Raw genomic sequence first — 25,376 nt, 5'->3', positions numbered from 1 at the left:
TCGCGCCCACGGACCACGACGGCCTGGGGTCGAGCATAGGCGGTCGTCAACGGGTAAGTCCGACGATCATCTTTCCAGTGTTCTCACCGCGCAGAACGCCGAGGAACGCGTCGAAGCCGTTCTCGATCCCTTCCACGACGGTTTCGTGGTGCTTGAGTTGCCCGGAGGCGAACAGCGGGCCCACTTCCTGGAGGAACCGGGGCTGGAGCCCCCAGTGGTCGGTGACGATGATCCCTTCCAGGCGCAGCCGCTTGGTGACGACGAGGGAGAGATTGTTCGGGCCCGGTGCCGGCGCGTTGTTGTTGTACTGGGCGACCGAGCCGCACAGCACCGCCCGGCCGTGGGGCCTCAACGAGCTGATCGCCGCTTCGAGGTGGTCGCCGCCCACGTTGTCGAAGTAGAGGTCGATGCCGTCCGGGGCGGCGGCCTTGAGCTGCTTCCTGACGGAGCCGTTCTTGTAGTTGAAGGCCGCGTCGAAGCCGCACTCCTCCACCAGAAGCTTGACCTTCTCGTCCGTACCGGCCGAACCGATGACCCGCGAGGCGCCCTTGAGCTTGGCGAGCTGGCCGACCTGGCTGCCGACCGCGCCGGCGGCCCCGGACACGAAGACCGCGTCGCCCTCCTTGAAGGCGCCGACCCCGAAGAGGCCCGCGTAGGCGGTGAAGCCCGTCGCGCCGAGCACGCCGAGGTACGCGGAGAGCGGGGCGACGGACGCGTCGACCTTGACGGCGCGGCCCGGTTCGAACTCGGCGTACTCCCGCCAGCCCAGATTGTGCAGGACGTGGTCGCCGACGGCGAACCCGTCCGCGCGGGAGGCGATGACCTCGCCGACCGCCTGGCCGGCCAGCGGCTCGCCCAGCTGGTAGGCGGCCACGTAGGACTTCGCGTCGTTCATGCGGGGGCGCATGTAGGGGTCCACCGAGAAGTACAGGTTCCGGACCAGGATCCGGCCCTCCCCCGGCTCGGCCACGGGTATCTCGCGCAGAGCGACATCACTGGGCCTGGGCCAGCCGTCGGGGCGGGCGGCGAGATGCCATGCGCGGCCTGATTCGGGAAGTGCGGTCATGGTGCGGGGCCTCCTCGGTGGGTGCGGGTGGCGGCGAGCCGTCGTAAAAAAGCTTCACTACCTGAAAGAACCATGCTCTTAGATATTTCATGTTGTCAAGCAAATGGGTACGCTGGTCCCATGGCCACCACCCGCAGAGACCCGCTGACCCTCGAAGTCGTCGAACTCATCGGCACCGTCGTGGCCCGCTATTACGAGGAGTACGAGCACGCCGCGGCCCAGTACTCCCTCACCGGTGCCCAGGCGCGCGTCTTGGGGCTCCTGTCCCTGGAGCCCATGCCCATGCGCCGGATCGCGCAGAAGCTGAAGTGCGAGCCGTCCAACGTCACCGGCATCGTGGACCGGCTCGAAGCCCGTGACCTGGTGGAACGCCGGCCGGACCCGGGCGACCGCCGGGTGAAGCTCGCCGCGCCCACGGAACAGGGGCTGGAGACGGCGGCGCGGCTGCGGGACTCACTGAACTTCGCGCGCGAACCGCTGGCGTCGCTGTCCGAGGACGAGCGGCGTGTCCTGCGCGATCTGCTCAAGCGGATGCTGGGCGAGGACGTGGCCTGACCGGCGGGCTCACGCCCGCGGTCGGGGGGTTGTCGGTCCGGGGGTTGCCGGTCCGCCCGTCACGCTCCGGTCGTCACGCTCCGGCCGTCACACGCAGAACCAGAGGAACCGGTCGCAGGTCTCGCTCGGCTCGGGCGTCGGCGACGGGGACGCCGAGGTCGGGGTGGCCGTCGTGGGCCCGTCCGTGGGGTCCGCCGGCGTACCGGGACCGGACGCGGAGTCCGTGGGGTCCGGCGAGTCGGGCGCACCGGGGTCGGCCGACTCCGTGTCGCCGGGGCTCGGGGACGCCGAGGACGACGCCGAGTCACTGGCCTCCGGGGACTCCTCGTCGCCCGGCTTCCCGCTGCCGTCCGGCCCGGGCGATCCGCCCTTCCCCGTACCGCTGGCCGTGGCGGGACCCGGGTCGTCGGGCGCCACCGGCTTCGCCGTGCCGTCCGGGCGTCCGTCGAACTCGGTGGACGCCTCCTCCTTGACCGCCGAGGCCCCGTCGTCGCCGGGCGGCTCCAGCGCCAGCCGGGCCAGGCTCAGCACCCCCACCGCGAGGACAACCCCGAGCACCCCGACGACGATCCTGCGGCCGCGCTTGCCGCGGGCCCGGCGGGGCCCCGTGCGGGCCGGGGCGGAGCGGCGGCGGTCGGGGCGCTCACGACGGCCGGAGCGGTCGCGGTCGGGGCGATGGCCCACAAGGGGCTCGATCTCACTCTCCGGCGCGTCCGCGAACTCTTCGTGACCTTGGTCGGCCCTGCCGTCGTGTCCCGGGGAGCGATTCTGTCGCGGTGCGGGGGGTACGGGGGCGCTCTGCCGCAGCTCCTCGGCGGGGGTGCCGCATCCGGCGCAGGTCAGTGCGCCGTTGAGGTGCCGACGGCACTGATGGCAGTAGTCCATGGCGCCCGCAGGCTATGCGGCCGTGGCGCGCCGTGGAGAACCCGGACTGTGAAGATCTTGTAAGGGGTCGACGGTTCCGGGTGTGTCATCCCGATTCGGGCGGGTGGCCGCACTGCGCAAAGCGGGTGGCCGCGCCGGGCAGGGCGGGCGGTACGGGCGGTATGCGCCGCGCGGTACGGCGGAACGCACCGGGCAGGATGGCCGTATGACGTCCACCGGGCCGTTCGGGCCGCTCCAGTTCCAGCTCGTCCTGCTGCGCAGGATGGCCGACCACCACCCGGAGCTGGTCGACGACGCCCGCCGCGAACTCGGCGCGTCCCTGGCCGACATGCGCGAGGCCAATCGCCGCTGGCAGGCGATGGTCCGCTCCCCGCGCGCCCGTGGCACGCTCTCCCGCTACCGCTCGGTGCTCGGCCCGCCCGAGCGGACCTTCCCCCGGAAGGTCGGCGACCTGGAGTGCGAGGCCCTCCAGTGGCCCGTACCGCTCTGGCCCGACCTGCGCTTTGAGGCGATGGCCGGGCCCGGCGGGGCCGTATGGAACGAATGGCTGGTCCGTGCCCCGGGGCTGGCGGGGCCCGAGCCGCGCACGGCCGAGGACCTGCGGCCCTGGTCGTGCACGGTGGACGAGGTCGCGCGGGCCTTCCCGCCGGCCCGGCCGATGGAGGGCAGCGCGCCGACCCGGCTGCGGCTGGCGTTCACCCTGCCCGGCGACCCGCCCGGCGGCGGGGGCGCGGTCGCCGACTTCACCTGGGGACTGCTCCAGGGCTGGACCAAGGACTGACCGGCCGCGCGGTACGGACAGGGCGGCCCCGCGACACGGGTCTGGCGTCCCGTCAGCTCCGTACCCCCGTCGGTCAACCGCCCGTACTCCTGACGGCTCATCCCAGCGCGCGCCCCGCTCCCCCGGGCCCCACGATGCGAACAGGACCGGCGGCCGCCGGTGCATCAGATCAGCGCTCTCGGGAGATCCCGCGGTGACCGTCAGTCTTGAGCAGTTGCGCCGTTGCCACATCGCCGTCGACCTGGGGGCCGCGAGGACCCGGGTCTTCGTGAAGGGAGCCGGGCTCGTCGTGGACGAGCCGAGCGTCGCCGCGGTGAACACCCGCACCGGCGCTCTCATCGCCGTCGGCGCGCTCGCCGAGCAGATGACCGGCCGTACCCCCGACTACATCCGGGTGATGCGTCCCGTACGGGGCGGCACCGTCGTCGACGTCGAGATGGCCCAGCGGATGCTCCGCCACCTCCTCGGCGACAAACTCCGCCGCCAGCTGCGCCGCAAGCCCCGGCTGCGCGCCGCCGCGTCCACCCCGCACGACAGCGACCCGCTGGCCCAGCGCGCGGCCGTGGAGACGCTCGTCGGCCTCGGCGCGCGCCGGGTCGAGCTGGTCGACACCCTCATCGCGGCGGCCGTCGGCTGCGGACTGCCCGTGGAGCAGCCCACCGCCACCATGATCATGGTGTGCGGCGCGGCGACCACCCAGATCGCGGTGCTCTCGCTGGGCGCGATCGTCACCGCCCAGCGGATCCCCGTCGGCGGCAACGCCATCGACCACGCGGTGATCCAGCACCTGCGCCACCAGCACGAGCTGATGCTGCCCAGCCAGTCCGTACGCCCGCTCCAGCTGGCGCTCAGCGGCAACGGGCTCAGCCCGGACGGACCCACCTCCACCGAGATCCACGGCCGGGACGTCGCCACCGGCATCGCCCGCTCGGTGCTGGTCGACACCGCCGCCGTACGGGACGCGATCTACTCCCCGCTGACCGCCGTGGTCGACGGCATCGGCAAGGTGCTGCGCGACTGCCCGCCCGATCTGGTGGCCGACCTCGCCGACCGGGGGATCATGATGGTGGGCGGCAGCGCCCTGCTGCCTGGCCTCGACCAGATGCTCAGGGACGCCACCGGCATGCCGGTCGCCATCGCCGAGCGCCCCGACATTTGCGCGGTGCTGGGCCTCGGCGCGATGCTGGAGGGCAAGATCCAGCCGATGGTCCTGAACCCGTTGGCCAACGCCCACTGAGGTGGAACGACGCTGCGATGAGTGAGGGTGGCGAGGGCGGGGGGACCGCCAGGGACACCGACCCCGTGGAGTCGATGCCCCGGCTGCCCATGCTGCTGGAAGCGGTGCTGGGCATCGGCACGGATCTCGAACTGGGCGCGACGCTCCAGCACATCGTCGCCACCGCCACGGAGCTGATCGGGGCGCGGTACGGGCTCCTGGCGGTGGCGGACCCCGGCGCCGGCACGCTCGCGGACCTGTTCTCGGCCGGCCTGAGCCCCGCGGAACACGAGAGCGTCCTGCGGATCCCGGGCGGCAGTGCCGGCCTGCTGGGCGTGCTGTTCCGGGATCCGCGTCCGCTGCGGCTGGACGACATGGCGACCGATCCGCGTGCGATCTGGGTGCCGCACTCGGATCCGGAGCACCGCAGGTTCCTCGGGGTCTCCATCCAGGTGGACACCGAGATCTTCGGCAGCCTGTGCCTGACGGCGAAGGAGAGCGGTCCCTTCACGGAGGAGGACCAGGCGCTGCTCCAGGTGCTGGCCGCGCAGGCGGGGATCGCGATCGGCAACGCGCGGCTGTACGGGACGGCCCGGCAGCGCGAACGGTGGATCGAGGGGGCCGCCGCCGTCACCACCGCCCTGCTGACCGGCGAGAGCGCGGCCGACGCCCTGATGACGGTGGCCGAGTCGGCCCGCGCGCTCGCCGACGCCGACGCCGGGGTGGTGCTCCTGCCGACCCCAGAGGGCGGCATGGAGATCGTCACGGCGTCGACGGACAACGATCCGGCGGGCATTCTCGGTACGACCATCGCGCCCGGCGCGCCCGTGCTGGTCCAACTGCTCGGCGGTGAGCCGGTGTTCATAGAGGACTCGGCGACCGACCCCCGGATGACCACCCATGTGCGCTCGCGCTTCGGGCCGAGCATGATGCTGCCGCTCCAGAGCGGCGGGAAGCTGATCGGCACGCTCGCCCTGCCGCGCCGCCGGGGCGGACGCCCGTACACGGCGGAGGACAAGCTGCTGGCGACCCAGTTCGCCTCGCAGGCGGCGCTCGCGCTGGTGCTGGCGGACGCCCAGCACAACCGGGAGCAGCTCGCCGTGTACGAGGACCGCGACCGGATCGCCCGTGACCTGCACGATCTGGTGGTCCAGCGGCTGTTCGCCACCGAGATGATGCTGGAGTCGACGCGGCGGCGCGCGGCGACCACCGAGCTGGACGAGCTGCTCGGGCGGGCGGTGGACGAGCTGGACTCGACGATCCAGGAGGTACGGACCGCGATCTTCGCGCTCCAGCAGCCGCCCGCCGACGCGCCGACCAGCGTCCGGGGCAGTGTGCTGCGCGAGACGGACGGCGCGGCGGCCCTCTTCGGCTTCCGGCCGTCCGTGCGCTTCACGGGCGCGGTGGACACACTCGTGAACGAGGCGGTGGGCCGGCGGCTCCTGGCGGCGCTGCGCGGCGCGCTGGCGGCGGCGCACCGGCGGGAGGGGATGACGGCGATGGAGGTGGAGGTGGACGCGACGGTCCGGCTGCCGGACGGGCACGGGGGCGTACGGCTGCTGGTGACCGACAACGGCGAGCGCGAGGACGGGGCGGGCGGCGGCACGACGGTGACGTGGCAGGCGGCGCGGACGGACACGCTGTAGGGACCGTCCGCCTCCGTTCAAGGCTGACGGTCCCTGGAGCGTGTGCGGGTCAGTTCTTCAGGGGCGCCTCTCCCGCCGCGTACTGGATCCCGCCCAGCAGCAGCCGCTGGAAGAGGGGATCGGCGTACGACTCCTGGGTGTGGCCGAGTCCGGTGTAGAAGGAGCGGCCCTCACCCTGCGGGTGGTACCAGGTGATGGGGTGGTCGCCGCTCATCTCCCCGCCGCTGTACGTGCTTTCGTCCAGGCTCTGGAGCACCGTGACGTCCGCGCGCGGATTGGTGCGGTAGTTGTACCACTCGTCGGTACGGGACCAGGTGGCGCCGAGGTGCGAGGTCGCGGGATGGGTCCTGTCCTCGTTCTTGACGGTCGCCTGCTGGATCGCCGGGTGGCTCTTGAACCAGGCGCCGACGAGTTTCCCGTACGCGGGCGACTCGTACTCGGCGTCGGCGGCCGCGTGGACGCCCACATAGCCGCCTCCCCCGTCGACGTACCCCTGGAGCGCGTCCTCCTGGGTGTCGGTGAGCATGTCGCCGGTCGTGGACAGGAACACCACGGCCTCGTACCCGGCGAGGTTCTCCGGGGTGAAGGCCGCGCCGTCCTCGGTGGCGGTGACGGTGAAGGCGTTTCCCTCGCCGAGGGTCTGGATCGCCGCGATCCCCGCGGGGATCGAGTCGTGCCGGAATCCGGCCGTCTTGGAGAAGACGAGCACCTGGTACGGATCGGCTTCGGTGGTCGCCGTCGTCGTGAACGTGAAGGCGTCCACGTCGAAGAGGTTCCCCTGGCCCGTCGGGCCCTTGAAGACGAGGAACAACTCCGTAGATCCGGAAGGTGCGTCGGTGAGGTCCGCCGTCACGTCGGCGAAGTTGTCCCAGCCGCCGGTCGGGGCGACCGTCGCCGTGCCCAGCAGGGTGCCGGTGGCCGACCCGGCCCGTACCTCGATCGTCCCGCCGACCCCGCCGGAGGAGACCCGGGCGGTGAACGTGGAAGCGTTGTCGAGCGCGTACGGCTCGAAGGAGATCCAGTCGCCGTCGTCGGTGAAGCCGACGGTGTTGCCGCCCTCGGCGCCGCCGTGGGCCGCGACCTCAAGGCCGTTCTGCGCCGAGAAGTGCTCCGCCTGCCGGTGCCGGGGCTGGAGGATGCTCTGGCTGTGCGCGGTCAGGCCGCCCGCGTCGGTGTACTCGGCGTCGAAGACCCCGTACAGGTTGGCGGCGCTGTCGTGCTCGCCGTCGGCCGGGACCACGAGGGACCCGGTGCAGCCGTCGGCGGAGGTGATCTGGTGCTGGTGGCTGTCGTGCCCCAGCAGGTAGGTCACCTTGACCTTGGCGCAGTCGATCGGGCCGTCCTCGGGGTCACTGCCCTCGACGGAGAACGGCACGGTGTCGCCGAAGGAGAACAGCTCGCCGTCGGTGGGGGCGACGAGCTTGACGGTGGGGGCGGTGTTGCCGACGGTCACCACGAGGCTCGCGGTGCCCGTGAGCCCCTCCGGGTCCTTGACTGTGAGCGTGGGCCGGAAGGTGCCTGTTTCCGTGTACGTGTGGCTCGGGTTGGCGTCCGTGGACGTGGCGCCGTCGCCGAAGTCCCAGGCGTAGGTGAGCGCGCCGCTCTCGGGGTCGGAGCTGCCCGCCGAGGAGAAGGCGACGGCGAGCGGCGCCTGCCCGGAGGTCTTGTCGGCGGCGGCCTTGGCGACCGGGTTGCGGTTGCTGCCGCCGAGGTACTCGACGCGGTAGAGCGCCTGGTTGCCGGAGCCGGTGCCGTAGTCGAGGACGTACAGCGCGCCGTCGAGGCCGAAGGCCTGGTCCATGACCTGCGTACCGGTCCACGGGAAGGTGTCGATGGTTCCCGGGGAGCCGTCGGCGTGGACCTCGATCGGCTTGATCCACTTGCGGCCGTACTCGGCGGCGAAGAAGCGGCCGTCCAGGGACTCGGGGAACTTCACGTCCGAGTCGAGACCGGCGTCGAAGTTGTATACGGGCCCGCCCATCGGGGACTCGGAGCCGCCGCCGAACTCGGGCGGGGAGCCCGCGTCACCGCCGTACTTGATCCAGGCGGCCTTGGGGGCGGGCAGCTTGTCGAGGCCGGTGTTGTGCGGGGAGTTGTTGGCGGGGCCGCCCGCGCAGTCGTACTTCGCGCCCGAGGGGCCGCTGGGGAAGGTGTACTCGCTATACGTCTCCGCGGCGGTGTTCGTCCCCGTGCAGTACGGCCACCCGTAGTTACCGGGTCCGGTCAGGCGGTCGAACTCGACCTGGCCGCTGGGCCCGCGCGCCGCGTCGGTGACGCCGGCGTCGGGGCCGTAGTCGCCGACGTAGACGGTGCCGGTGGGCTTGTCGACGGATATCCGGAAGGGGTTGCGGAAGCCCATCGCGTAGATCTCGGGGCGGGTGTCCGCGGTGCCCGGTGCGAAGAGGTTTCCCTCGGGCACGGTGTAGCCGCCGTCGGCGGTGGGCTTGATCCGCAGGACCTTGCCGCGCAGGTCGTTGGTGTTCCCGGAGGAGCGCTGGGCGTCGAACTGCGGGTTGCGGTCGGCCCGTTCGTCGAGCGGCGCGTACCCCTGGGACTCGAAGGGGTTGGTGTCGTCGCCGGTCGAGAGGTAGAGGTTGCCCTGCGCGTCGAAGTCGATGTCACCGCCGACGTGGCAGCACTGGCCCCGGTCGTTGGCGACTTCGAGGACGACCTTCTCGCTGGCCGTGTCGAGGGTGCCGTCGGCCTTGAGGGTGAACCGCGAGAGGTTCAAGTGCCCTTTGAACGGGGCGAAGTCGGCGGCGGTGCCGGTCACCGGGGCGTCCCCGGCGGGGGTGTCCAGCTTGGGCGAGTAGTAGAGGTAGAGGAAGCGGTTGTCCGCGAACCCGGGGTCGGCCGCGACGCCTTGGAGACCTTCCTCGTCATGGGTGTACGTGTCGAGCTTGCCCGCGACCTTGGTGTTGCCCTCGGCGTCGGTGAGCCGGACCGTACCGTCCCTGGCGGTGTGGACGACCGACCGGTCCGGCAGCACGGCGAGCGACATCGCTTCGCCCAATTCGGCTGCTCCGGTGGCGAGTTGGACTTGCTGGTAGTCGGCGGCGGGGATGTCCGCGGCGGGGTCGGTGGGGTGGGCGGTCGCGGTGGCGCCGACGGCGACCGAGCCGCTGAGCGCGAGGGTGAGGGCGACAAGAAGTCTGGACCACACGGGGGGCCGTACTGGCATCGTGCTTCCTTCCTGACTTGCGGTGGGGGGACATGCGTCAGGCAAGGCGCGCGCCGTCGCGCCGTGCTACGGGTGGGGCAGGGGTCCGTCGGTGGGGGTGTCGGGAGCCCTGGTTCCGCGGTAGGCGTTTGCATGCTGGCAACGTGGAATTAATTTGTCAAGGACGTATCAAAATCCCGGACCGGCCACCGAACGACCCCCGAATCCGGCCAAGTTGGCCCCTGGGGGCCCGGACCTGCGGGCATGCCGATCGCGGGCGCGACGGAATGGGGAGTGAGCAAACGAAGACAAAGTCCGCGGGCTGCCGGCTCGGGCTACCGGCTTCGGCCCCGGTCGCGGTCGCGACCCCGGCCGCTGGCCGCCGGCTAGCGGCTAGCGGCTAGCGGCCAGCGGCTCCGCAGCAGATCGTGCAGAGAGGCCGTCATCCGCGCGACAAACATGTCCTGGGTGCCGGGGTCCACCGACTCCAGGGAGAGATACGGGTTGAGATCCTCCAACTCCACCAGCAGCAGCTCCCCGCCGGGGGCGCGGCAGGCGTCGACCCGCTGGATCCCGTGCTCCAGGGTGTTCCACTCGACGAAGCGCCGCGCGAAGGCGAGATCGTCGGCGGTGGCGTCGTACGGCACCAGCTCCCAGCGCCGCGCGGGGTCCGGCGCGTGGAGCGCGTACTGGAAGTCGTGGTCCACGAAGTAGAACGAGACCTCGTAGCGGAACGGGATCAGCGGCTGCACCAGTACGCCGCCGAAGGCGATCTCCGCGAGCCGCTCCGCGGGGACGATCTCCATGCCTATGGAGTCCGCGCCCGCCTCGGGCTTGACCACGTAGGCGGGGGCGGCGGGCAGCCGGCCGAGGTCCTCGGCGCGGTCGACGGTCGGGATGACGGGATACCCGGCGGCGCTCAGGTCCACGAGATACCGCTTGCCGGTCATGTCGGCGCGCCCGGTCAGCGGGTTGTACACCAGGACGCCGTCCGCCGTCGCGCGCTCGCGGAAGAGGTCGTACTGCGCCTGGTAGTGCAGCACGGGCCCGCTGTTGCGCACGACGACCGCGTCGAAGGACCCCATGAGCCGTACGGCGTCGAGCGGGTGGCAGAGCGCGAGGTCGAAGTCGCTCCGCAGCCGGGACGACAGCCGGATGTCCTCGTCGCAGTAGCGGCGCCCCTTGGCCTCGTAGGCGAGGTCGGTGACGTAGAGGAGGCGGGGCTGGTTCACGGGGCGCATGGGTCGGTCCGGTCTCGGGGTGCGGCCGGCCCCGCCCGTACACGCCGGAACGGGGCCGCTTGCTCCCGGCAGACCTTACGGCTTCCGGCCCGCACCGCCATAGGTGTCAGCGCCGGCCGAGAGGTGTCAGCGCCAGCCGAGCGCGGGTGCCACGTGGGTCAGGATGTTCTCCAGGACGTGGCTGTTGTAGTCGACGCCGAGCTGGTTGGGCACGGTCAGCAGCAGCGTGTCGGCCTCGGCGATCGCCTCGTCCTCGGCGAGCTGCTTCACCAGGACGTCGGGCTCGGCGGCATAGGTACGGCCGAAGATCGCGCGCGTGGTCGCGTCGATGTTGCCGATCTGGTCGGCGCTGTCCCCGTCGCGGCCGAAGTACGCCTGGTCCTGGTCCGTGGTGAGCGCGAAGACGCTGCGCGACACGGAGACGCGCGGTTCACGCTCCCAGCCCGCCTTCGCCCACGCCTCACGGAAGGCGCGGATCTGCGCGGCCTGCTGTACGTGGAAGGGCGCGCCGCCCTCGTCGTTCTTGAGGGTCGAGCTCATCAGATTCATGCCGAGCTTGGCCGCCCACTCCGCGGTGGCGTTGGACGCGGCGCCCCACCAGATGCGCTCCTGGAGGCCCTCCGAGTGCGGCTCGACGCGCAGGAGACCCGGCGGGTTGGCGAACATAGGCCGCGGGTTCGGCTGCGCGAAGCCCTTGCCCTCCAGGACGGACAGCAGCACCTCGGTGTGCTTCCGCGCCATGTCGGCCTCGGTGTCGTCGCCACTGGGCGCGTAGCCGAAGTAGCGCCAGCCGTCGATGACCTGCTCCGGGGATCCCCGGCTGATGCCGAGCTGGAGCCGGCCGCCGGAGATGAGGTCGGCGGAGCCGGCGTCCTCGGCCATGTAGAGGGGGTTCTCGTACCGCATGTCGATCACACCGGTGCCGATCTCGATCCGCGACGTCCTGGCGCCAATGGCGGCCAGCAACGGAAACGGCGAGGCCATCTGCCGCGCGAAGTGATGGACGCGGAAGTAGGCGCCGTCGGCCCCGAGCTCCTCGGCCGCGACGGCGAGGTCGATCGCTTGGAGCAGCGAGTCCGCCGCCGTCCTGGCCTGTGAGTGCCTGGTGTCGGACCAGTGCCCGAAAGACAGAAAACCGATGCGCTTCATGTCGGTGAGAACAACGCACCCGTTTAGTTGATTCCTCAATCAAGTAACGGATCCCATCGCGACACGCCGGAAGATGCGCGATCATGCACCCCTCAGCACTCCACGTCCTTGGGGGGACCTTGCGCACCCGCACCACGGCCACCGTCACAGCCGGCCTGCTCCTCGCCGTACTCACCGCATGCGGCACCGGCCGAGCGGACAGGGCGGTGGGCACGCCCACGGTGAGCACGCCGACGGTGGACGCGCCCACGGAGGACGCACCCACGGTGGACGCGCCCGAAGTGCCCGCCTACACCGTGGCGAACAAGATCGAGAGGTTCCGGACCGGCAGCGTGGATCTCATCGTCCCGAACGCCACCGAGGCCAGTGCCGAGGCGGCCATCCACGACTACGTCAAGACCATCGACCAGGAGCTGCTGGACTACGGCATCAACGTGATCCGCGACAAGGACGACAAGGGCATCGACGACTACGTCTGCCACGGCGAGTGGCTCAAGCACGAGGGGGCGGCCCGGGTGTACACCGGCGGCCGTTTCACCTCGGACACCTGGCCCGCCACCGGAATATGGTGCGGCGACGCCCAGGATGTGTACGAGCTCAGGTCAGCGCGTCGACAGCCCTGACGATCAACATCCGCCGCTGCCGCGATGACGCGGGACCACGCGACCCTGGGCGGGCACCGGCTCGGCGGCGGAGTCCGGCGCGGTCAGGTACTCCCGCATCGCGGAGTACGGGCGGCCGTACCCCTCCGTCATGCTGTTGTGGCCGCCACCAGGACGCCCGCCCTTCTACGCGCCCGGCGTCCGTCCGTCCCGGGGGCCGAACGCTTCGAGCGCGTCCTCGTCGGTTGCGCGAGCGTGCAGGAAGTAGTCGGCCCACGCGGCGATTTCGGGGTACGCGGAGTCCCGGGCGACCTGGGCGGCGGCGGCCTCGACGTCGAAGACCGTGGTGCGCAGGTCGACGCCCGGCCCCAGCACGGCCCAGTGCGCTCCGGCTCTTCCGTACGGCATGCCGACGCTGCCGGGATTGACGACAAGGCGGCCGTGCGCGAGGCGGACGAAGGGCATGTGGGTGTGGCCGCAGACCACGGTGCGGAGGTCGGGATCGAGTCCGCCGAAGACCTCCTTCCAGCGGTCGAGCCGGGAGTCGACCAGGACGACCTCTTCGTCGTCACGGGGGGTGGCGTGGCAGAACAGCACCTTCCCCAGGCCGCGCACGGACAGGGAGAGCGACCGTGGCAACGAGCCCAGAAGGTCGAGGTGGTCGTCTCGAAGCTGCTCGGCCGCCCAGGGGGCGATCGGATCGGGGATCGAGCGGCGCAGCCCCCCGCGGTACTCGACGAGTTCACGGTCGGCGTTGCCGCTGATCCAGACGACCCGGCCCCCGAGACCGGTCAACAGGTCGAGAACCTGTGCCGGTTGCGGACCGGCCGCGATGTCCCCGGTGAGCACGATGCGATCGGCGGCCCGCACCTCCGCCTCGGCGAGCACGGCCTCCAGGGCCGGCAGGACTCCGTGAATGTCGGACAGGACAGCTACGCGGTTCAGCATGGTCACCACTGTGGGACGAAGACACGCAGGAGGCAGGATCGTTCGCCCGACGCGTAGCTCAGTGGCGGCGACCACAAACCGTCCCCGCCAAGCCGACCCCCACCAAGCCGACCTCCGGCCCTCAGGTCAGGACGATCGGATTACTGAGCGCCGCCATCCGCCCCTCCGCGTCCCGGACCTCCACGCGGACGAACGCCGACTCGCCGCCAGGGCGCCGCCCCATTCGGCCAGGGCCGCCTCATTGCCCGCCTGCCAGGCGCGTCCGAACTCCATGGGCCGTTCCACGCTTCGACCGCGTCGAAGCCCAGCGCCAGCCAGTACCCACTCCCCCTCGCCTCCTCCAACGGATACCGACGGCGCGCGACGGTCGCGACGGTTCTGGGACCCGGGACCGGCCGCCTCCACCGGTGAGGGTGCCTCAGGCCCTTGCATACCGTCAGTTCGATTGTCCTGTGCGGACAGAGCCTCGTCCGGGGAGCGGGGCCGTGATGCCCCCTCGGCCTTGCGGGGGGCGATAAAAGGATCTTCGGCGTGTCGTCTGCGGGGGAGCGTCCCGACGTGTGCATCCTGGTAACCGCACGTCAAAACGATCCTGCTGCGAAGCGCCTCGGTGGGGCGGGTGGGACTCGAACCCACGGCCGACGGATTATGAGTCCGCTGCTCTAACCGGCTGAGCTACCGCCCCTTACGGCGCGTCGCGCACATTTGTGCGCGCCCGTCAGCCGCAGCATAGCCGCTCATACGATCTCCTGCCTCGGATGGTCGGCAACGCCTGACCTTGAGGACCGCGCCCCGCGCCGGGCGGTTCCGGGGAAACGAAAAAGGACCCCAAAGGGTCCTTTTTCTTCGCTGCTCCCCCGGCTGGACTCGAACCAGCAACCCTCCGGTTAACAGCCGAATGCTCTGCCAATTGAGCTACAGGGGATCGCGCTCCCCCGACTGGACTCGAACCAGTAACCTGCCGGTTAACAGCCGGCTGCTCTGCCAATTGAGCTACAGGGGATTGCTGCGTTTGCACCGAACGCACCTACCCCGGGCGTCCCGGGCGGCGCACGTTCGCTGCGACACATACATTAGCGCAAGCAGGGGGGTGCTCCGCCAATCGGTATCCCCGGGGTCACGTCGGGTGATGCCCGGTCCTGGCGGGGTACGCGGTAGACAGGGCCCAACGGTCCGACGCTGGGGACTTTGACGCTAGGGAAGGGTGGCAGCCATGCGGTACCGCCTCACGTTCATCGCTGGAGTGGCTTTCGGGTACGTGATCGGCACGCGGGCCGGGCGCGAGCGCTACGAGCAGCTCAAGAAGTCGGCACGTCAGGTGTCGCAGAACCCGGCCGTACGCAACGCCGCCGAGACCGCGAGCACGGTCGGGCGGGAGTACGCGGGCAAGGCGTACCACTCGGTCAGCGCCGTCGTCGGCGACAAGGTCGGGGACAAGATGCCCGGCTCCGTCGCCTCGCGCGTGCGCTCGCTCCGGGAGCGCAGCCAGAACGGCCGCGCGAACGGGAGCGGGCAGGACGACTGGGGCAGCAGCGCCACCTGAGGGGAGAAGGGGTAGCCCTGCCGGTGGGCCCTGCCCGTGGGCCCCGTCGGCGGGGGACGGGGCGGTCCGCCGGCCGCCCCCTGATACCCGGCACGTCCCGGGATCGTCCCCGGCGGTGCGCGTGGGGCAGAATCGGGTGCCATGGGAATAGTCGCCGGGTTGGACAGTTCGTCCGGGTTCACACGCATCGTCGTCTGTGACGCGGACACGGGCGCCGTGCTGCGCCAGGGTTTCGCGGCGCATCCCGTCGAACCCAAGGCCACCGAGGTCGATCCGCAGGCCTGGTTGCTGTCGCTCGGCGAGGCCGCGTCCGGCGGGTTGCTGGAGGGGGTCCAGGCCATCGGCGTGGCCGCGCAGCAGCACGGCATGGTCGCGCTGGACCGGCAGGGGAATCTCGTACGGCCCGCCCTGCTCGGCAAGGACAAGCGCGCCCAGGTCGCCGCCGCGGACCTGGTCGACGCCCTCGGCGGCCGGCAGGCGTGGGCCGAGGCCGTCGGCTCCGTACCGCAGCACGCGCAGCTGATCTCCAAGCTCCGCTGGATGGCGCGGGCCGAGCCCGAGGCGGCGCAGCGGACCGCGCTGGTCCTCCAGCCGCACGACTGGCTCGTCTGGCAGCTCCTGGGCCGGCCCGCGCGCAGGACCACCGACCGGGGGGCCGCCTCCGGGACCGGCTACTGGTCGGCGCGGACCGGTGCGTACCGCCCCGATCTGGTGGAGCTGGCGCTGGGCCATCAGGCCGCCCTGCCCGAGGTGCTCGGCCCCGCCGACTCCGCCGGCACCACCCCGGAGGGGCTGCTGATCTCCGCCGGCACCGGCGAGACCATGGCCGCCGCCTTCGGCCTGGGCGTCGGGGTCGGGGACGCGGTTGTATCGCTCGGGGCCTCGGGGTCGGTGATGGCCGTCCACCACGAGGCGCTGGCCGATCCGTCCGGGATGATCACGTCGTTCGCGGACGCCACGGGGATGCACCTCCCGGTCGTCCACACGCTCAATGCCGTACGGGCCCTGCGGGGTACGGCGGAGATGGTGGGCGCCGGCGACCTCGCGGAGCTGTCCGCCCTGGCGCTCAAGTCGACGCCCGGCGCCTCCGGGCTGGTGATGCTCCCGTACCTGGAGGGCGAGCGGACCCCCCAGCTGCCGCACACCGCGGGCACGCTGACCGGCCTGCGCCGCGAGTCGATGAAGCCGGAACACCTGGCGCGGGCCGCCTTCGAGGGCATGCTCTGCTCGCTCGCCGACGCGATGGACGTGCTGCGCGGGCGCGGGGTGGAGGTCCGGCGGGTGTTCCTGCTCGGCGCGGCGGCCGAGCTGCCCGCCGTACAGGCCGCCGCTCCGGCGATCTTCGGGGCGCAGGTGGTCGTACCGCAGCCCGCCGACTACACCGCGCTCGGCGCGGCCCGTCAGGCGGCCTGGGCGCTGGGGGTCTCGCGGGGGACGCTCGACCCGCGCACCCCGCCGCTCTGGCAGGGCGCGGCGGCGCAGGTCTTCGAGCCGGGCGAGGACGCGGCGGTCGGGACGGCCGTACGGCAGCAGTACGCGGCGACGCGTGAGCAGATCCATCCGGGGGCGTTCGGCCCCGGGATGTGACGGAAGTACGGAAGCAGCGAGGCCGCTCTTGTACGGAGGTCGCGGGGCCGCTCTTGTACGTGACCGGCGCCGGGCGCCTCCAGGTGTGAGACAGCGCACACTCGGCGCCGCCCCGCGCGCCGCACGCCCAGTACAGCGCGCTTCTTGACCCGGCCTTGGGCGTAAACCCATGGGGTTCCGCCGCCCGGGTGTCGCAAGATGGGTCCGACCCTCGATCTTGCCGACCCCGAGAGACTCCGCGTGCTGCTACGACTCCTCCGTGCCCATCTCGCCCCGTACAAAAGAGCGATAGGTCTGCTGGTCGCGCTCCAGCTGCTCCAGACCGTCGCCACCCTCTACCTGCCCACACTCAACGCGGACATCATCGACAACGGTGTCGTGAAGGGGGATTCGGGCTACATCCTGCGCTTCGGCGGGATCATGATCGCCGTCAGCGTGGGCCAGGTGATCTGCAACATCGGCGCGGTCTACTACGGCGCCCGTACCGCCTCCGCGCTCGGCAGGGACGTCCGGGCCGCGATCTTCGGGCGGGTGCAGAGCTTCTCCGCCCGCGAGGTGGGGCAGTTCGGGGCCCCGTCGCTGATCACCCGTACCACCAATGACGTGCAGCAGGTCCAGATGCTGACGCTGATGTCGTTCACGCTGATGGTGTCGGCGCCCATCATGTGTGTCGGGGGCATCATCATGGCGCTCGGCCAGGACGTGCCGCTGTCGTCCGTGCTGCTGGCCGTCGTCCCGGTGCTCGGGATCTCGGTGAGCCTCATCGTCAAGAAGATGCGGCCGCTCTTCCGCACCATGCAGACCCGGTTGGACTCGGTGAACAGGATCCTGCGCGAGCAGATCACCGGCAACCGTGTGATCAGGGCGTTCGTCCGGGACGACTACGAGAAGAAGCGCTTCGGGGGCGCCAACACCGAGCTGACCGACGTCGCGCTGTCGACCGGCCGGCTGATGGCGCTGATGTTCCCGACGGTGATGACCGTCGTCAACGTCTCGTCGATCGCCGTCGTCTGGTTCGGGGCGCACCGCATCGAGAGCGGCGGGATGCAGATCGGCGCGCTGACCGCGTTCCTCGCGTACCTGATGCAGATCGTGATGGCCGTGATGATGGCCACCTTCATGTTCATGATGGTGCCGCGCGCCGAGGTCTGCGCGGAGCGCATCGAGGAGGTGCTGGACACGCGGTCCAGCGTCGTACCGCCGGAGGCTCCCGTGACGGAGCTGCGGCGGCATGGTCATCTGGAGGTACGGAGCGGGGAGTTCCGCTTCCCCGGGGCCGAGGAGCCCGTACTGAGGGACGTCTCGCTGGTGGCACGCCCCGGCGAGACGACGGCGGTCATCGGGTCGACGGGCAGCGGCAAGTCGACGCTGCTGAGCCTGGTCCCGAGGCTGATCGACACCACCGGCGGGGAGGTGCTCGTGGACGGTCAGGACGTACGCGGGCTCGATCCGGCGCTGTTGGCGAAGACGGTGAGCCTGGTCCCGCAGAAGCCGTACCTCTTCTCGGGGACGGTCGCGACCAATCTCCGGTACGGCAAGCCCGACGCGACCGACGAGGAGCTGTGGCACGCGCTGGAGGTGGCCCAGGCCAAGGAGTTCGTCTCCGCGCTGGAGGGCGGGCTGAACGCCGCGATATCCCAGGGCGGTACAAACGTCTCCGGCGGGCAGCGCCAACGGCTGGCCATCGCCAGGACGCTGGTGCAGCGCCCGGAGATATACCTGTTCGACGACTCGTTCTCAGCGCTGGACTACGCGACGGACGCGGCGCTGCGGCGCGCGCTCGCGCGGGAGACCGCGGAGGCGACGGTGGTGATCGTCGCCCAGCGGGTGTCCACCATCCGGGACGCGGACCGGATCATCGTCCTGGACGAGGGCCGGGTGGTCGGCAGCGGCCGGCACCACGAGCTGATGGCGGGCAACGAGACATACCGGGAGATCGTTCTCTCCCAGCTGACCGAGGCGGAGGCTGCCTGATGAGCGGTCCTGGCGGACGCATGATGATGGCCGCGGGCCCGACGCAGCGGTCCATGGACTTCAAGGGATCGAGCAAGCGGCTGCTGAGGCTGCTCACCGTGGAGAGGACCACCCTCTGGTGGATGCTCGGCGCCGGGGTGCTGAGCGTCGCCTTCTCGGTGACCGGGCCCAAGATCCTGGGCCGGGCCACCGACCTGATCTTCGCGGGGGTCGTCGGCGGGCAGATGCGGGAGGGCACCACCAAGGCGCAGGCCATCGACTCGCTGCGGGACAAGGGCGACAACGGGCTGGCCGACCTGCTCTCGGGGGTGAACTTCACCCCGGGGCACGGCATCGACTTCGACGCGATCGGCGAAGTGCTGCTCGTGACGCTGCTGATCTACCTGGGCGCCGGGCTGCTCATGCTGGTGTCCACGCGCCTCTCGATCCGGGTGATCAACGGCACGGTGTTCCGGATGCGCGAGGAGGTGCAGGCGAAGATGTCGCGGCTGCCGCTCTCGTACTTCGACCAGCAGCCGCGCGGTGAGGTGCTCAGCCGGGCGACGAACGACGTCGACAACATCTCGCAGACCATGCAGCAGACGATGGGGCAGCTGATCAACTCGGTGCTGACGATCGTCGGCGTGCTGGGGATGATGTTCTGGATCTCGCCGCTGCTGGCCCTGGTGGCGCTGGTGACCGTACCGGTGTCGATCTTCGTGGCGACGAGGATCGGCAAGCGGTCGCAGCCGCACTTCGTGCAGCAGTGGAAGGTCACGGGCACGCTGAACGCGCACATCGAGGAGATGTACACCGGGCACGCGCTGGTGAAGGTCTTCGGGCGGGCCGAGGAGTCCGCGGAGGCGTTCCGCGCGGAGAACGACAAGCTGTACGAGGCCGGGTTCAAGGCGCAGTTCAACAGCGGGATCATGCAGCCACTGATGCTCTTCATCTCGAACCTGAACTATGTGCTGATCGCGGTCGTCGGCGGGCTGCGGGTCGCCTCCGGCACCCTGTCGATCGGTGACGTACAGGCGTTCATCCAGTACTCCCGGCAGTTCTCGATGCCGCTGACGCAGGTCGCGTCGATGGCGAACCTGGTGCAGTCCGGGGTCGCCTCGGCCGAGCGCATCTTCGACCTGCTGGACGCGCCGGAGCAGGAGCCCGACTCCCCGGCGGTGGAGCGGCTGCGGAAGGAGTCGCAGGGCCGGGTGGCGCTGGAGCACGTGTCCTTCCGGTACGACCCCGAGAAGCCGCTGATCGAGGATCTGTCGCTGTCGGTGGAGCCGGGTCAGACGGTGGCGATCGTGGGGCCGACGGGCGCGGGCAAGACGACCCTGGTGAACCTGCTGATGCGGTTCTACGAGGTCACGGGCGGCCGGATCACGCTGGACGGGATGGACGTGGCGCGCATGTCCCGGGAGCAGCTGCGCTCCGGGATAGGGATGGTCCTCCAGGACACGTGGCTGTTCGGCGGGAGCATCGCGGACAACATCGCGTACGGGTCCTCACGTGAGGTCACGCGTGAGGAGGTCGAGGAGGCGGCGCGGGCCGCGCACGCCGACCGGTTCGTCCGTACCCTGCCCGACGGGTACGACACCGTCATCGATGACGACGGTACGGGCGTCAGCGCCGGTGAGAAGCAACTGATCACCATCGCGCGGGCGTTCCTGTCCGACCCGGTGATCCTGGTGCTGGACGAGGCGACCAGCTCGGTCGACACCCGCACCGAGGTCCTCATCCAGCGGGCGATGGCACGCCTGGCCCACGGCCGTACGAGCTTCGTGATCGCGCACCGGCTCTCCACCATCCGCGACGCCGACGTCATCCTCGTCATGGAGAACGGCTCCATCGTCGAACAGGGCACCCACGAGGAACTCCTCGCGGCGGAGGGCGCCTACGCACGCCTCTACGCCTCGCAGTTCGCGCAGGCGGTCGCCGAGGTCGACTGAGGTCGACTGAGGCGGGAGTACGTGTCAGTCGACCGAGGCGGGAGAGTTCCTGCCTGTGCGGCGCCGCACCCGGGTTCACGGGGTGCGGCGCCGCCGTCAGTCCAGGTAGCCGCGCAGCTGATCCGCGTACGTGTGGTTGCGCAGTTTGCCGAGGGTCTTCGCCTCTATCTGGCGTATGCGTTCCCGCGTGACGCCGAAGATGCTGCCGATCTCCTCCAGGGTGCGGGGCCGGCCGTCGTCCAGTCCGTACCGCAGCTGTACGACCTTGCGTTCGCGCTCGCCGAGGGTGGAGAGGACCGCGTTCAGGTGCTGGCGCAGCAGCAGGAAGGCGGCGGATTCGACGGGGGACGCGGCGTCGCCGTCCTCGATCAGGTCGCCGAGCGCCACCTCGTCCTCCTCGCCCACCGGGGTGTGCAGGGAGATGGGCTCCTGGGCGAGGCGCAGCACTTCGCCGACACGCTCGGGCGAGACGTCCAGCTGGGCCGCGACCTCCTCGGCGGTGGGCTCGTAACCCCGCTCCTGGAGCAGCCGGCGCTGGACGCGGACGACCCGGTTGATCAGCTCGACCACATGGACGGGGACCCGGATGGTACGGGCCTGGTCGGCCAGCGCCCGGGACATGGCCTGGCGGATCCACCAGGTCGCGTACGTCGAGAACTTGAAGCCGCGGGCGTAGTCGAACTTCTCGACGGCCCTGATCAGCCCGAGGTTGCCCTCCTGGACGAGGTCGAGCATGGTCAGGCCGCGGCCGATGTAGCGCTTGGCGACGGAGACCACGAGGCGCAGGTTGGCCTCGATCAGCCGGCGCTTGGCCATCCGGCCCATGACCACGAGGCGGTCGAGGTCCAGGGCGAGGCGGGAGTCCAGGTCGGTGGCGGTGCCGAGCTTCTCCTCGGCGAAGAGGCCGGCCTCGACACGGCGGGCCAGTTCGACCTCCTCGGCGGCGGTGAGCAGCGGGATGCGGCCGATCTCGCGCAGGTACTGGCGGAACAGGTCGGAGGTGGGGCCGCTGTCGGCGCGGCTGCCCCGGCGGGGCTCGGGCACGTCGTCCACGGGATCCTCGATGAGGGTCTCGACGACGGCCACCCGGCCTTCGGCGTCGGGCTTCCCCCTGGTGAGGTGGAGGACGTCGGGGTGGTGCGGGTGGAGTGGGCGGAGCACCTCGGGGTGGTGCGCGGCGCGGGTCTGGGCCGGGACGGCCGGTGAGAGGGCCGAGACGGCCGGTGAGGCAGCCGGTTGTTCGGTCAGGTAGGCCGTGAGGTCTTTGGTCAGCGTCAAGGCCGGGCTCACGGACTGGGTCTGGGTCTGCACGGGGGGCGACCTCCAGGGTGATCACTGCCGGTTCGGGGGCGTGCGGCAGCGGGACGCAAACGGCCGGGCCGCATCCGTCCCGTACACGATGAGCGGATCCGCGGGGGGTGCGGCACCCGACGTGCGTGGGCCGGCCGCGCCCCGGGGACTCAGGCACCGCAACCAGTGTGGGGTACGACACATCGCCGCCACGAGGGGCGTGCGGGGTTTTTCTGAGTCCCGTGCGTGACTGGGCCGTTACGGAAGGGTGTCGTCCGGGCGGCGGGCGGGGCGCGTGGTGGCGGGCGGGCCAGGTCGGAGGGCGGCCGGGCCGGTCAGGGCGCCGCCGCACTCGTCAGAGCGCGGCCGCGCCCTGGTTGCGCAGGGACTGGCCGTACTGCTGGAGCACCCACAACTCGTTCTGTACGGCGGCGTAGTGCTCCGGGTCCGAGTGGGTGCCGAGGCGGGTCAGGGTGCCCGTGACGTCGCGGATCCGCAGGTCGACCGCGCGCAGCCGGACCTGGACGAGCTGCTCCCCCGCGTAGGTCTCGTCGATCGTCTTGCCGTGGAAGACCTCGACCGCCAGCTCCGTGACCATGGCGCGCACCGCGTCGTTGGGCGCGGCGTCGCGGACCCGGGCCAGGTACTCGAAGGCGGCGCCGACACCCTGTTCGGCCCCGCCCGCGTCCTCGATGGCGCGGCGCACGGCCGCGTACGGCTGGGCGGTGAACTCGTCGCCGCCGTACGCGTCGAAGGCCGGGGAGACCAGCTCCGGCCGCTGGAGGGCGAGCTTGAGCAGCTCGCGTTCGGTGCGGTGGGCGGGGCTGCGGAGGTTGAGCGCGGGGCCCGAGGGGCCGCGGCCCGCCGTGCCCTGGGCGCCGTGGGACCCCTGCGGGTCGTTGCGCCGGGAGCCGCGCTCGGGGGGCGCCGCGGGGCCGCGCCCGCCCCGGTCGCGTGCCCAACGCGCCACCTGTGCGACCCGCTTGACCACGAACTGGGTGTCCAGGATGCCGAGGATGCCGGCGAGCTGGACCGCGACCTCGTGCTGCGACGCGCCGTTCTTGATCCGGGCCACGATCGGCGCCGCCTCGTCCAGGGCGGCGGCGCGCCCCGCCGGGGTCTCCAGCGCGTAGCGCGAGACGATCTGGCGGATCGCGAACTCGAAGAGCGGCGTGCGCGGTTCGACCAGGTCCTGGACCGCTTCGTCGCCCTTGGCGAGGCGCAGGTCGCACGGGTCCATGTTGTCGGGGGCGATGGCGATGTACGTCTCGGCGGCGAACTTCTGGTCGTCCTCGAAGGCGCGCAGCGCGGCCTTCTGGCCCGCCGCGTCCCCGTCGAAGGTGAAGATCACGCGCGCGCTGCCGTTGTCCATCAGCAGCCGTCTGAGGATCTTGATGTGGTCGGCGCCGAAGGCGGTGCCGCAAGTGGCGATGGCGGTGGTGACGCCGGCCAGGTGGCAGGCCATCACGTCCGTGTACCCCTCCACCACCACGGCCCTGCTGGCCTTGGCGATGTCCTTCTTGGCCAGGTCGACGCCGTACAGGACCTGGGACTTCTTGTAGATCGCGGTCTCGGGGGTGTTGAGGTACTTCGGGCCGTTGTCGTCGTCGCGCAGTTTGCGCGCGCCGAAGCCGACGACCTCTCCGGAGATGTCCCTGATGGGCCACATCAGCCGGCCGCGGAAGCGGTCGATCGGGCCGCGGCGGCCGTCCTGGGAGAGACCGGAGAGCAGCAGTTCCTTGTCGGAGAAGCCCTTGCCGCGCAGATGGCTCGTGAGGTGGTCCCAGCCGACCGGGCTGTACCCGACGCCGAAGTGCTCGGCCGCCGCCTGGTCGAAGCCGCGCTCGGCGAGGAACTTCCGGCCGATCTCGGCCTCGGCGCCCGACAGCTGCTCGGCGTAGAACAGCGCGGCCGCCTTGTGGGCCTCCACCAGGCGCGTGCGCTCGCCGCGCTGGCTCGCCGGGTTGTAGCCGCCTTCCTCGTACCGCAGCGTGATGCCCGCCTGGGCGGCGAGCCGCTCGACCGTCTCGGAGAAGGAGAGGTGGTCGAGCTTCATCACGAAGGCGATGGTGTCCCCGCCCTCCTGGCAGCCGAAGCAGTGGAAGAGACCCTTGCTCGGACTGACCTGGAAGGAGGGGGACTTCTCGTCGTGGAAGGGGCAGAGCCCTTTCAGGTTTCCGCCGCCCGCGCTGCGCAATTGGAGGTACTCGGACACGACGGCGTCGATCGGGACCGCGTCCCGAACCGCCTTCACGTCGTCATCGTTGATCCTGCCGGCCACGCGTGGATTCTACGGTGGCGCTACGACATCGGCGGACAGCGCGGTCGGGGGAGGACCCTCGGAGCGGTCGGGTCAGGACCCTCGGAGTCGTCGGGGTCAGGACACCGGAATCGTCAGGTGCCGTCGGCGGCCAGCGAGGCGAGCGGCACCGACGGGTCGGCGAGCGCCTCCGGGTCCAGCCGGGCGCCGGAGCGGATCAGGCGCTGGATGTCCTCGGTGACGTCCCACACGTTGACGTTCATCCCCGCGAGCACCCGGCCGTCCTTGGTCCAGAAGGCGATGAACTCGCGCTTTCCCGCGTCGCCCCTGACCACCACCTGGTCGTACGAGCCCGGGGGCGCCCAGCCCGAGTACTCCAGGCCCAGGTCGTACTGGTCGGAGAAGAAGTACGGGATCCGGTCGTACGTCACGTCCTGGCCGAGCATCGCCCGGGCGGCGGCGGGCCCGCCGTTCAGGGCGTTGGCCCAGTGCTCGACGCGCACCCGGTCGACGGGCAGGCCCTCGCCCCAGCCGGAGAGCGGGAACGCGGCCACGTCCCCGGCCGCGAAGATGTCCGGGTCCGAGGTACGCAGCGAGGCGTCCACGGCGATGCCGCCGCCGGTGGCGCGGTCGGCGAGGGTGAGACCGGCCGCCTCGGCGAGGGAGACCCGGGGGGCGGCCCCGATCGCGGCGAGCACGTCGTGGGCCGGGTGCTCCTCGCCGTCGTCCGTACGGGCCGCCAGGACCATGCCGTCCTGGCCGACGATCTCGGTGAGCCGTACCCCGAAGTGGAAGCGGACTCCGTGCTCGCGGTGCAGGTCGGTGAAGAGCTGGCCCAGCTCGGGGCCGATGACCTGGTGCAGCGGGGTGGCCGCGGACTCGACGACGGTGACCTCGGCGCCGTACCCCCGGGCCGCCGCGGCGACCTCCAGGCCGATCCAGCCGGCGCCTGCGATGACGAGGTGGCCGTTGTCCCGGCCCAGGGCGGACAGCACCTGGCGCAGCCGGTCGGAGTGGGCGAGGCGGCGCAGGTGGTGGACGCCCGCCAGATCCGTACCGGGGACGTCGAGGCGGCGCGGTTCCGAGCCGGTGGCCAGCAGCAGCTTGTCGTAGTGCACGGAGGTGCCGTCGCCGAGGTGTACGCAGCGGGTGCTGCGGTCGATCGACGTGACCGTCTGGCCCAGGTGGAGCTCGACCTGGGACCGCGCGTACCAGGCGGGCTCGTGCACGAAGACGCTGTCGCGCTCGTCCTTGCCGATCAGGTAGCCCTTGGAGAGGGGTGGGCGCTCATAGGGATGGTCGCGCTCGTCGCCGATCAGGATCACCCGGCCGGTGAAGCCCTCCGCCCGGAGGGTCTCCGCGGCCTTCGCCGCGGCGAGCCCGCCGCCGACGATGACAAATGTCCGATGTGCGTCGACCACTTGGTGCCTCCTTTTTGCTCAGCCGCCATCTGCGAGCGTCCCGTACGGAGCGTAATGGGGGAAGAGGGGGCGCGCCGGTGCTGTGCGGCGGACGGCTGGCCCGGAGGGGCGGGGACGGCCG

Annotated in this window: 18 protein-coding genes and 3 tRNA genes; 9 read left to right on the top strand and 12 right to left on the bottom strand. The window is 71.2% G+C overall.

Translation table 11 applies throughout. The annotated features are described in order from the left end of the window. Positions 1-46: 46 nt before the first annotated feature. Positions 47-1,066 carry an NADP-dependent oxidoreductase gene (locus ACIO1C_RS08560; protein WP_401859901.1) on the bottom strand — a complete coding sequence of 340 codons (1,020 nt, stop codon included), beginning with the start codon at positions 1,064-1,066 and terminating at the stop codon, positions 47-49. Positions 1,067-1,186: 120 nt separating this feature from the next. Here ACIO1C_RS08560 and ACIO1C_RS08555 point away from each other — a divergent pair, with 120 nt between their 5' ends. Further along, positions 1,187-1,621 (top strand): MarR family winged helix-turn-helix transcriptional regulator, encoded by a 435-nt coding sequence (locus ACIO1C_RS08555; RefSeq protein WP_401859899.1) that lies wholly within the window; start codon positions 1,187-1,189, stop codon positions 1,619-1,621. An 87-nt stretch (positions 1,622-1,708) separates the two neighbouring features. Here ACIO1C_RS08555 and ACIO1C_RS08550 read toward each other — a convergent pair whose 3' ends face one another. Continuing rightward, a complete protein-coding gene (locus ACIO1C_RS08550; RefSeq protein WP_401859897.1) occupies positions 1,709-2,506 on the bottom strand; it encodes a hypothetical protein in 798 nt (265 codons plus the stop codon). 205 nt (positions 2,507-2,711) lie between these two features. Here ACIO1C_RS08550 and ACIO1C_RS08545 point away from each other — a divergent pair, with 205 nt between their 5' ends. The 3 genes from ACIO1C_RS08545 to ACIO1C_RS08535 all read left to right on the top strand — a co-directional run bounded on the left by ACIO1C_RS08545 (position 2,712) and on the right by ACIO1C_RS08535 (position 6,149). Beyond that, positions 2,712-3,287, top strand: a complete 576-nt coding sequence (locus ACIO1C_RS08545) for a hypothetical protein (protein ID WP_401859896.1) — start codon at positions 2,712-2,714, stop codon at positions 3,285-3,287. Positions 3,288-3,480: 193 nt separating this feature from the next. Beyond that, positions 3,481-4,524 (top strand): rod shape-determining protein, encoded by a 1,044-nt coding sequence (locus ACIO1C_RS08540; RefSeq protein ID WP_401859894.1) that lies wholly within the window; start codon positions 3,481-3,483, stop codon positions 4,522-4,524. 17 nt (positions 4,525-4,541) lie between these two features. Beyond that, positions 4,542-6,149, top strand: a complete 1,608-nt coding sequence (locus ACIO1C_RS08535; protein WP_401859892.1) for a GAF domain-containing protein — start codon at positions 4,542-4,544, stop codon at positions 6,147-6,149. Between the two features lie 49 nt (positions 6,150-6,198). Here the strand turns inward: ACIO1C_RS08535 and ACIO1C_RS08530 are convergent, their stop codons facing one another. From ACIO1C_RS08530 to ACIO1C_RS08520, 3 genes are all read right to left on the bottom strand, one after another. Next, positions 6,199-9,330, bottom strand: a complete 3,132-nt coding sequence (locus tag ACIO1C_RS08530; protein WP_401859890.1) for a ThuA domain-containing protein — start codon at positions 9,328-9,330, stop codon at positions 6,199-6,201. A 365-nt stretch (positions 9,331-9,695) separates the two neighbouring features. After that, a complete protein-coding gene (locus tag ACIO1C_RS08525) occupies positions 9,696-10,550 on the bottom strand; it encodes a hypothetical protein (RefSeq protein WP_401859888.1) in 855 nt (284 codons plus the stop codon). Positions 10,551-10,676: 126 nt separating this feature from the next. Then, positions 10,677-11,699, bottom strand: coding sequence for an LLM class flavin-dependent oxidoreductase (locus tag ACIO1C_RS08520; RefSeq protein ID WP_401859886.1), 1,023 nt, complete (start codon positions 11,697-11,699; stop codon positions 10,677-10,679). 83 nt (positions 11,700-11,782) lie between these two features. Between ACIO1C_RS08520 and ACIO1C_RS08515 the strand changes: the two genes are divergently transcribed. After that, positions 11,783-12,322, top strand: coding sequence for a hypothetical protein (locus ACIO1C_RS08515; protein WP_401859885.1), 540 nt, complete (start codon positions 11,783-11,785; stop codon positions 12,320-12,322). 165 nt (positions 12,323-12,487) lie between these two features. Here ACIO1C_RS08515 and ACIO1C_RS08510 read toward each other — a convergent pair whose 3' ends face one another. The 4 genes from ACIO1C_RS08510 to ACIO1C_RS08495 form a co-directional block, all read right to left on the bottom strand. Then, complete coding sequence (locus tag ACIO1C_RS08510; protein WP_401859883.1) at positions 12,488-13,249, bottom strand: metallophosphoesterase family protein; 762 nt, start codon at positions 13,247-13,249, stop codon at positions 12,488-12,490. A gap of 611 nt (positions 13,250-13,860) precedes the next feature. Further along, positions 13,861-13,934: transfer RNA gene (locus tag ACIO1C_RS08505), tRNA-Ile, on the bottom strand. A gap of 167 nt (positions 13,935-14,101) precedes the next feature. Then, a tRNA-Asn gene (locus ACIO1C_RS08500) sits at positions 14,102-14,174 on the bottom strand. A gap of 5 nt (positions 14,175-14,179) precedes the next feature. Beyond that, positions 14,180-14,252 (bottom strand) — tRNA-Asn (locus ACIO1C_RS08495). Positions 14,253-14,462: 210 nt separating this feature from the next. Between ACIO1C_RS08495 and ACIO1C_RS08490 the strand changes: the two genes are divergently transcribed. The 4 genes from ACIO1C_RS08490 (at position 14,463) to ACIO1C_RS08475 (ending at position 20,284) form a co-directional block, all read left to right on the top strand. Beyond that, a complete protein-coding gene (locus ACIO1C_RS08490) occupies positions 14,463-14,792 on the top strand; it encodes a YtxH domain-containing protein (RefSeq protein WP_401859881.1) in 330 nt (109 codons plus the stop codon). A 141-nt stretch (positions 14,793-14,933) separates the two neighbouring features. Continuing rightward, a complete protein-coding gene (locus tag ACIO1C_RS08485) occupies positions 14,934-16,379 on the top strand; it encodes an FGGY family carbohydrate kinase (RefSeq protein WP_401859879.1) in 1,446 nt (481 codons plus the stop codon). Positions 16,380-16,619: 240 nt separating this feature from the next. Then, positions 16,620-18,353: an ABC transporter ATP-binding protein gene (locus tag ACIO1C_RS08480; protein WP_401859878.1), complete on the top strand. Its 1,734-nt coding sequence runs from the start codon at positions 16,620-16,622 to the stop codon at positions 18,351-18,353. Continuing rightward, positions 18,353-20,284 carry an ABC transporter ATP-binding protein gene (locus tag ACIO1C_RS08475; RefSeq protein WP_401859876.1) on the top strand — a complete coding sequence of 644 codons (1,932 nt, stop codon included), beginning with the start codon at positions 18,353-18,355 and terminating at the stop codon, positions 20,282-20,284. Before ACIO1C_RS08480 ends, ACIO1C_RS08475 begins: the two co-directional genes overlap by 1 nt. Before the next feature lie 96 nt (positions 20,285-20,380). Here the strand turns inward: ACIO1C_RS08475 and ACIO1C_RS08470 are convergent, their stop codons facing one another. The 3 genes from ACIO1C_RS08470 to ACIO1C_RS08460 form a co-directional block, all read right to left on the bottom strand. Next, complete coding sequence (locus ACIO1C_RS08470; protein WP_401859874.1) at positions 20,381-21,595, bottom strand: RNA polymerase sigma factor; 1,215 nt, start codon at positions 21,593-21,595, stop codon at positions 20,381-20,383. Between the two features lie 334 nt (positions 21,596-21,929). After that, positions 21,930-23,855 carry a DNA primase gene (gene dnaG / locus ACIO1C_RS08465; RefSeq protein WP_401859872.1) on the bottom strand — a complete coding sequence of 642 codons (1,926 nt, stop codon included), beginning with the start codon at positions 23,853-23,855 and terminating at the stop codon, positions 21,930-21,932. A gap of 113 nt (positions 23,856-23,968) precedes the next feature. After that, positions 23,969-25,255, bottom strand: a complete 1,287-nt coding sequence (locus ACIO1C_RS08460; protein WP_401859870.1) for an NAD(P)/FAD-dependent oxidoreductase — start codon at positions 25,253-25,255, stop codon at positions 23,969-23,971. Between the last annotated feature and the right edge of the window lie 121 nt (positions 25,256-25,376).

The sequence above is a fragment of the Streptomyces sp. NPDC087420 genome (genome assembly GCF_044744165.1).
In the GTDB taxonomy this organism is placed as follows: Bacteria; Actinomycetota; Actinomycetes; order Streptomycetales; family Streptomycetaceae; genus Streptomyces.
This window is presented reverse-complemented; position numbering and strand designations above follow the sequence as displayed.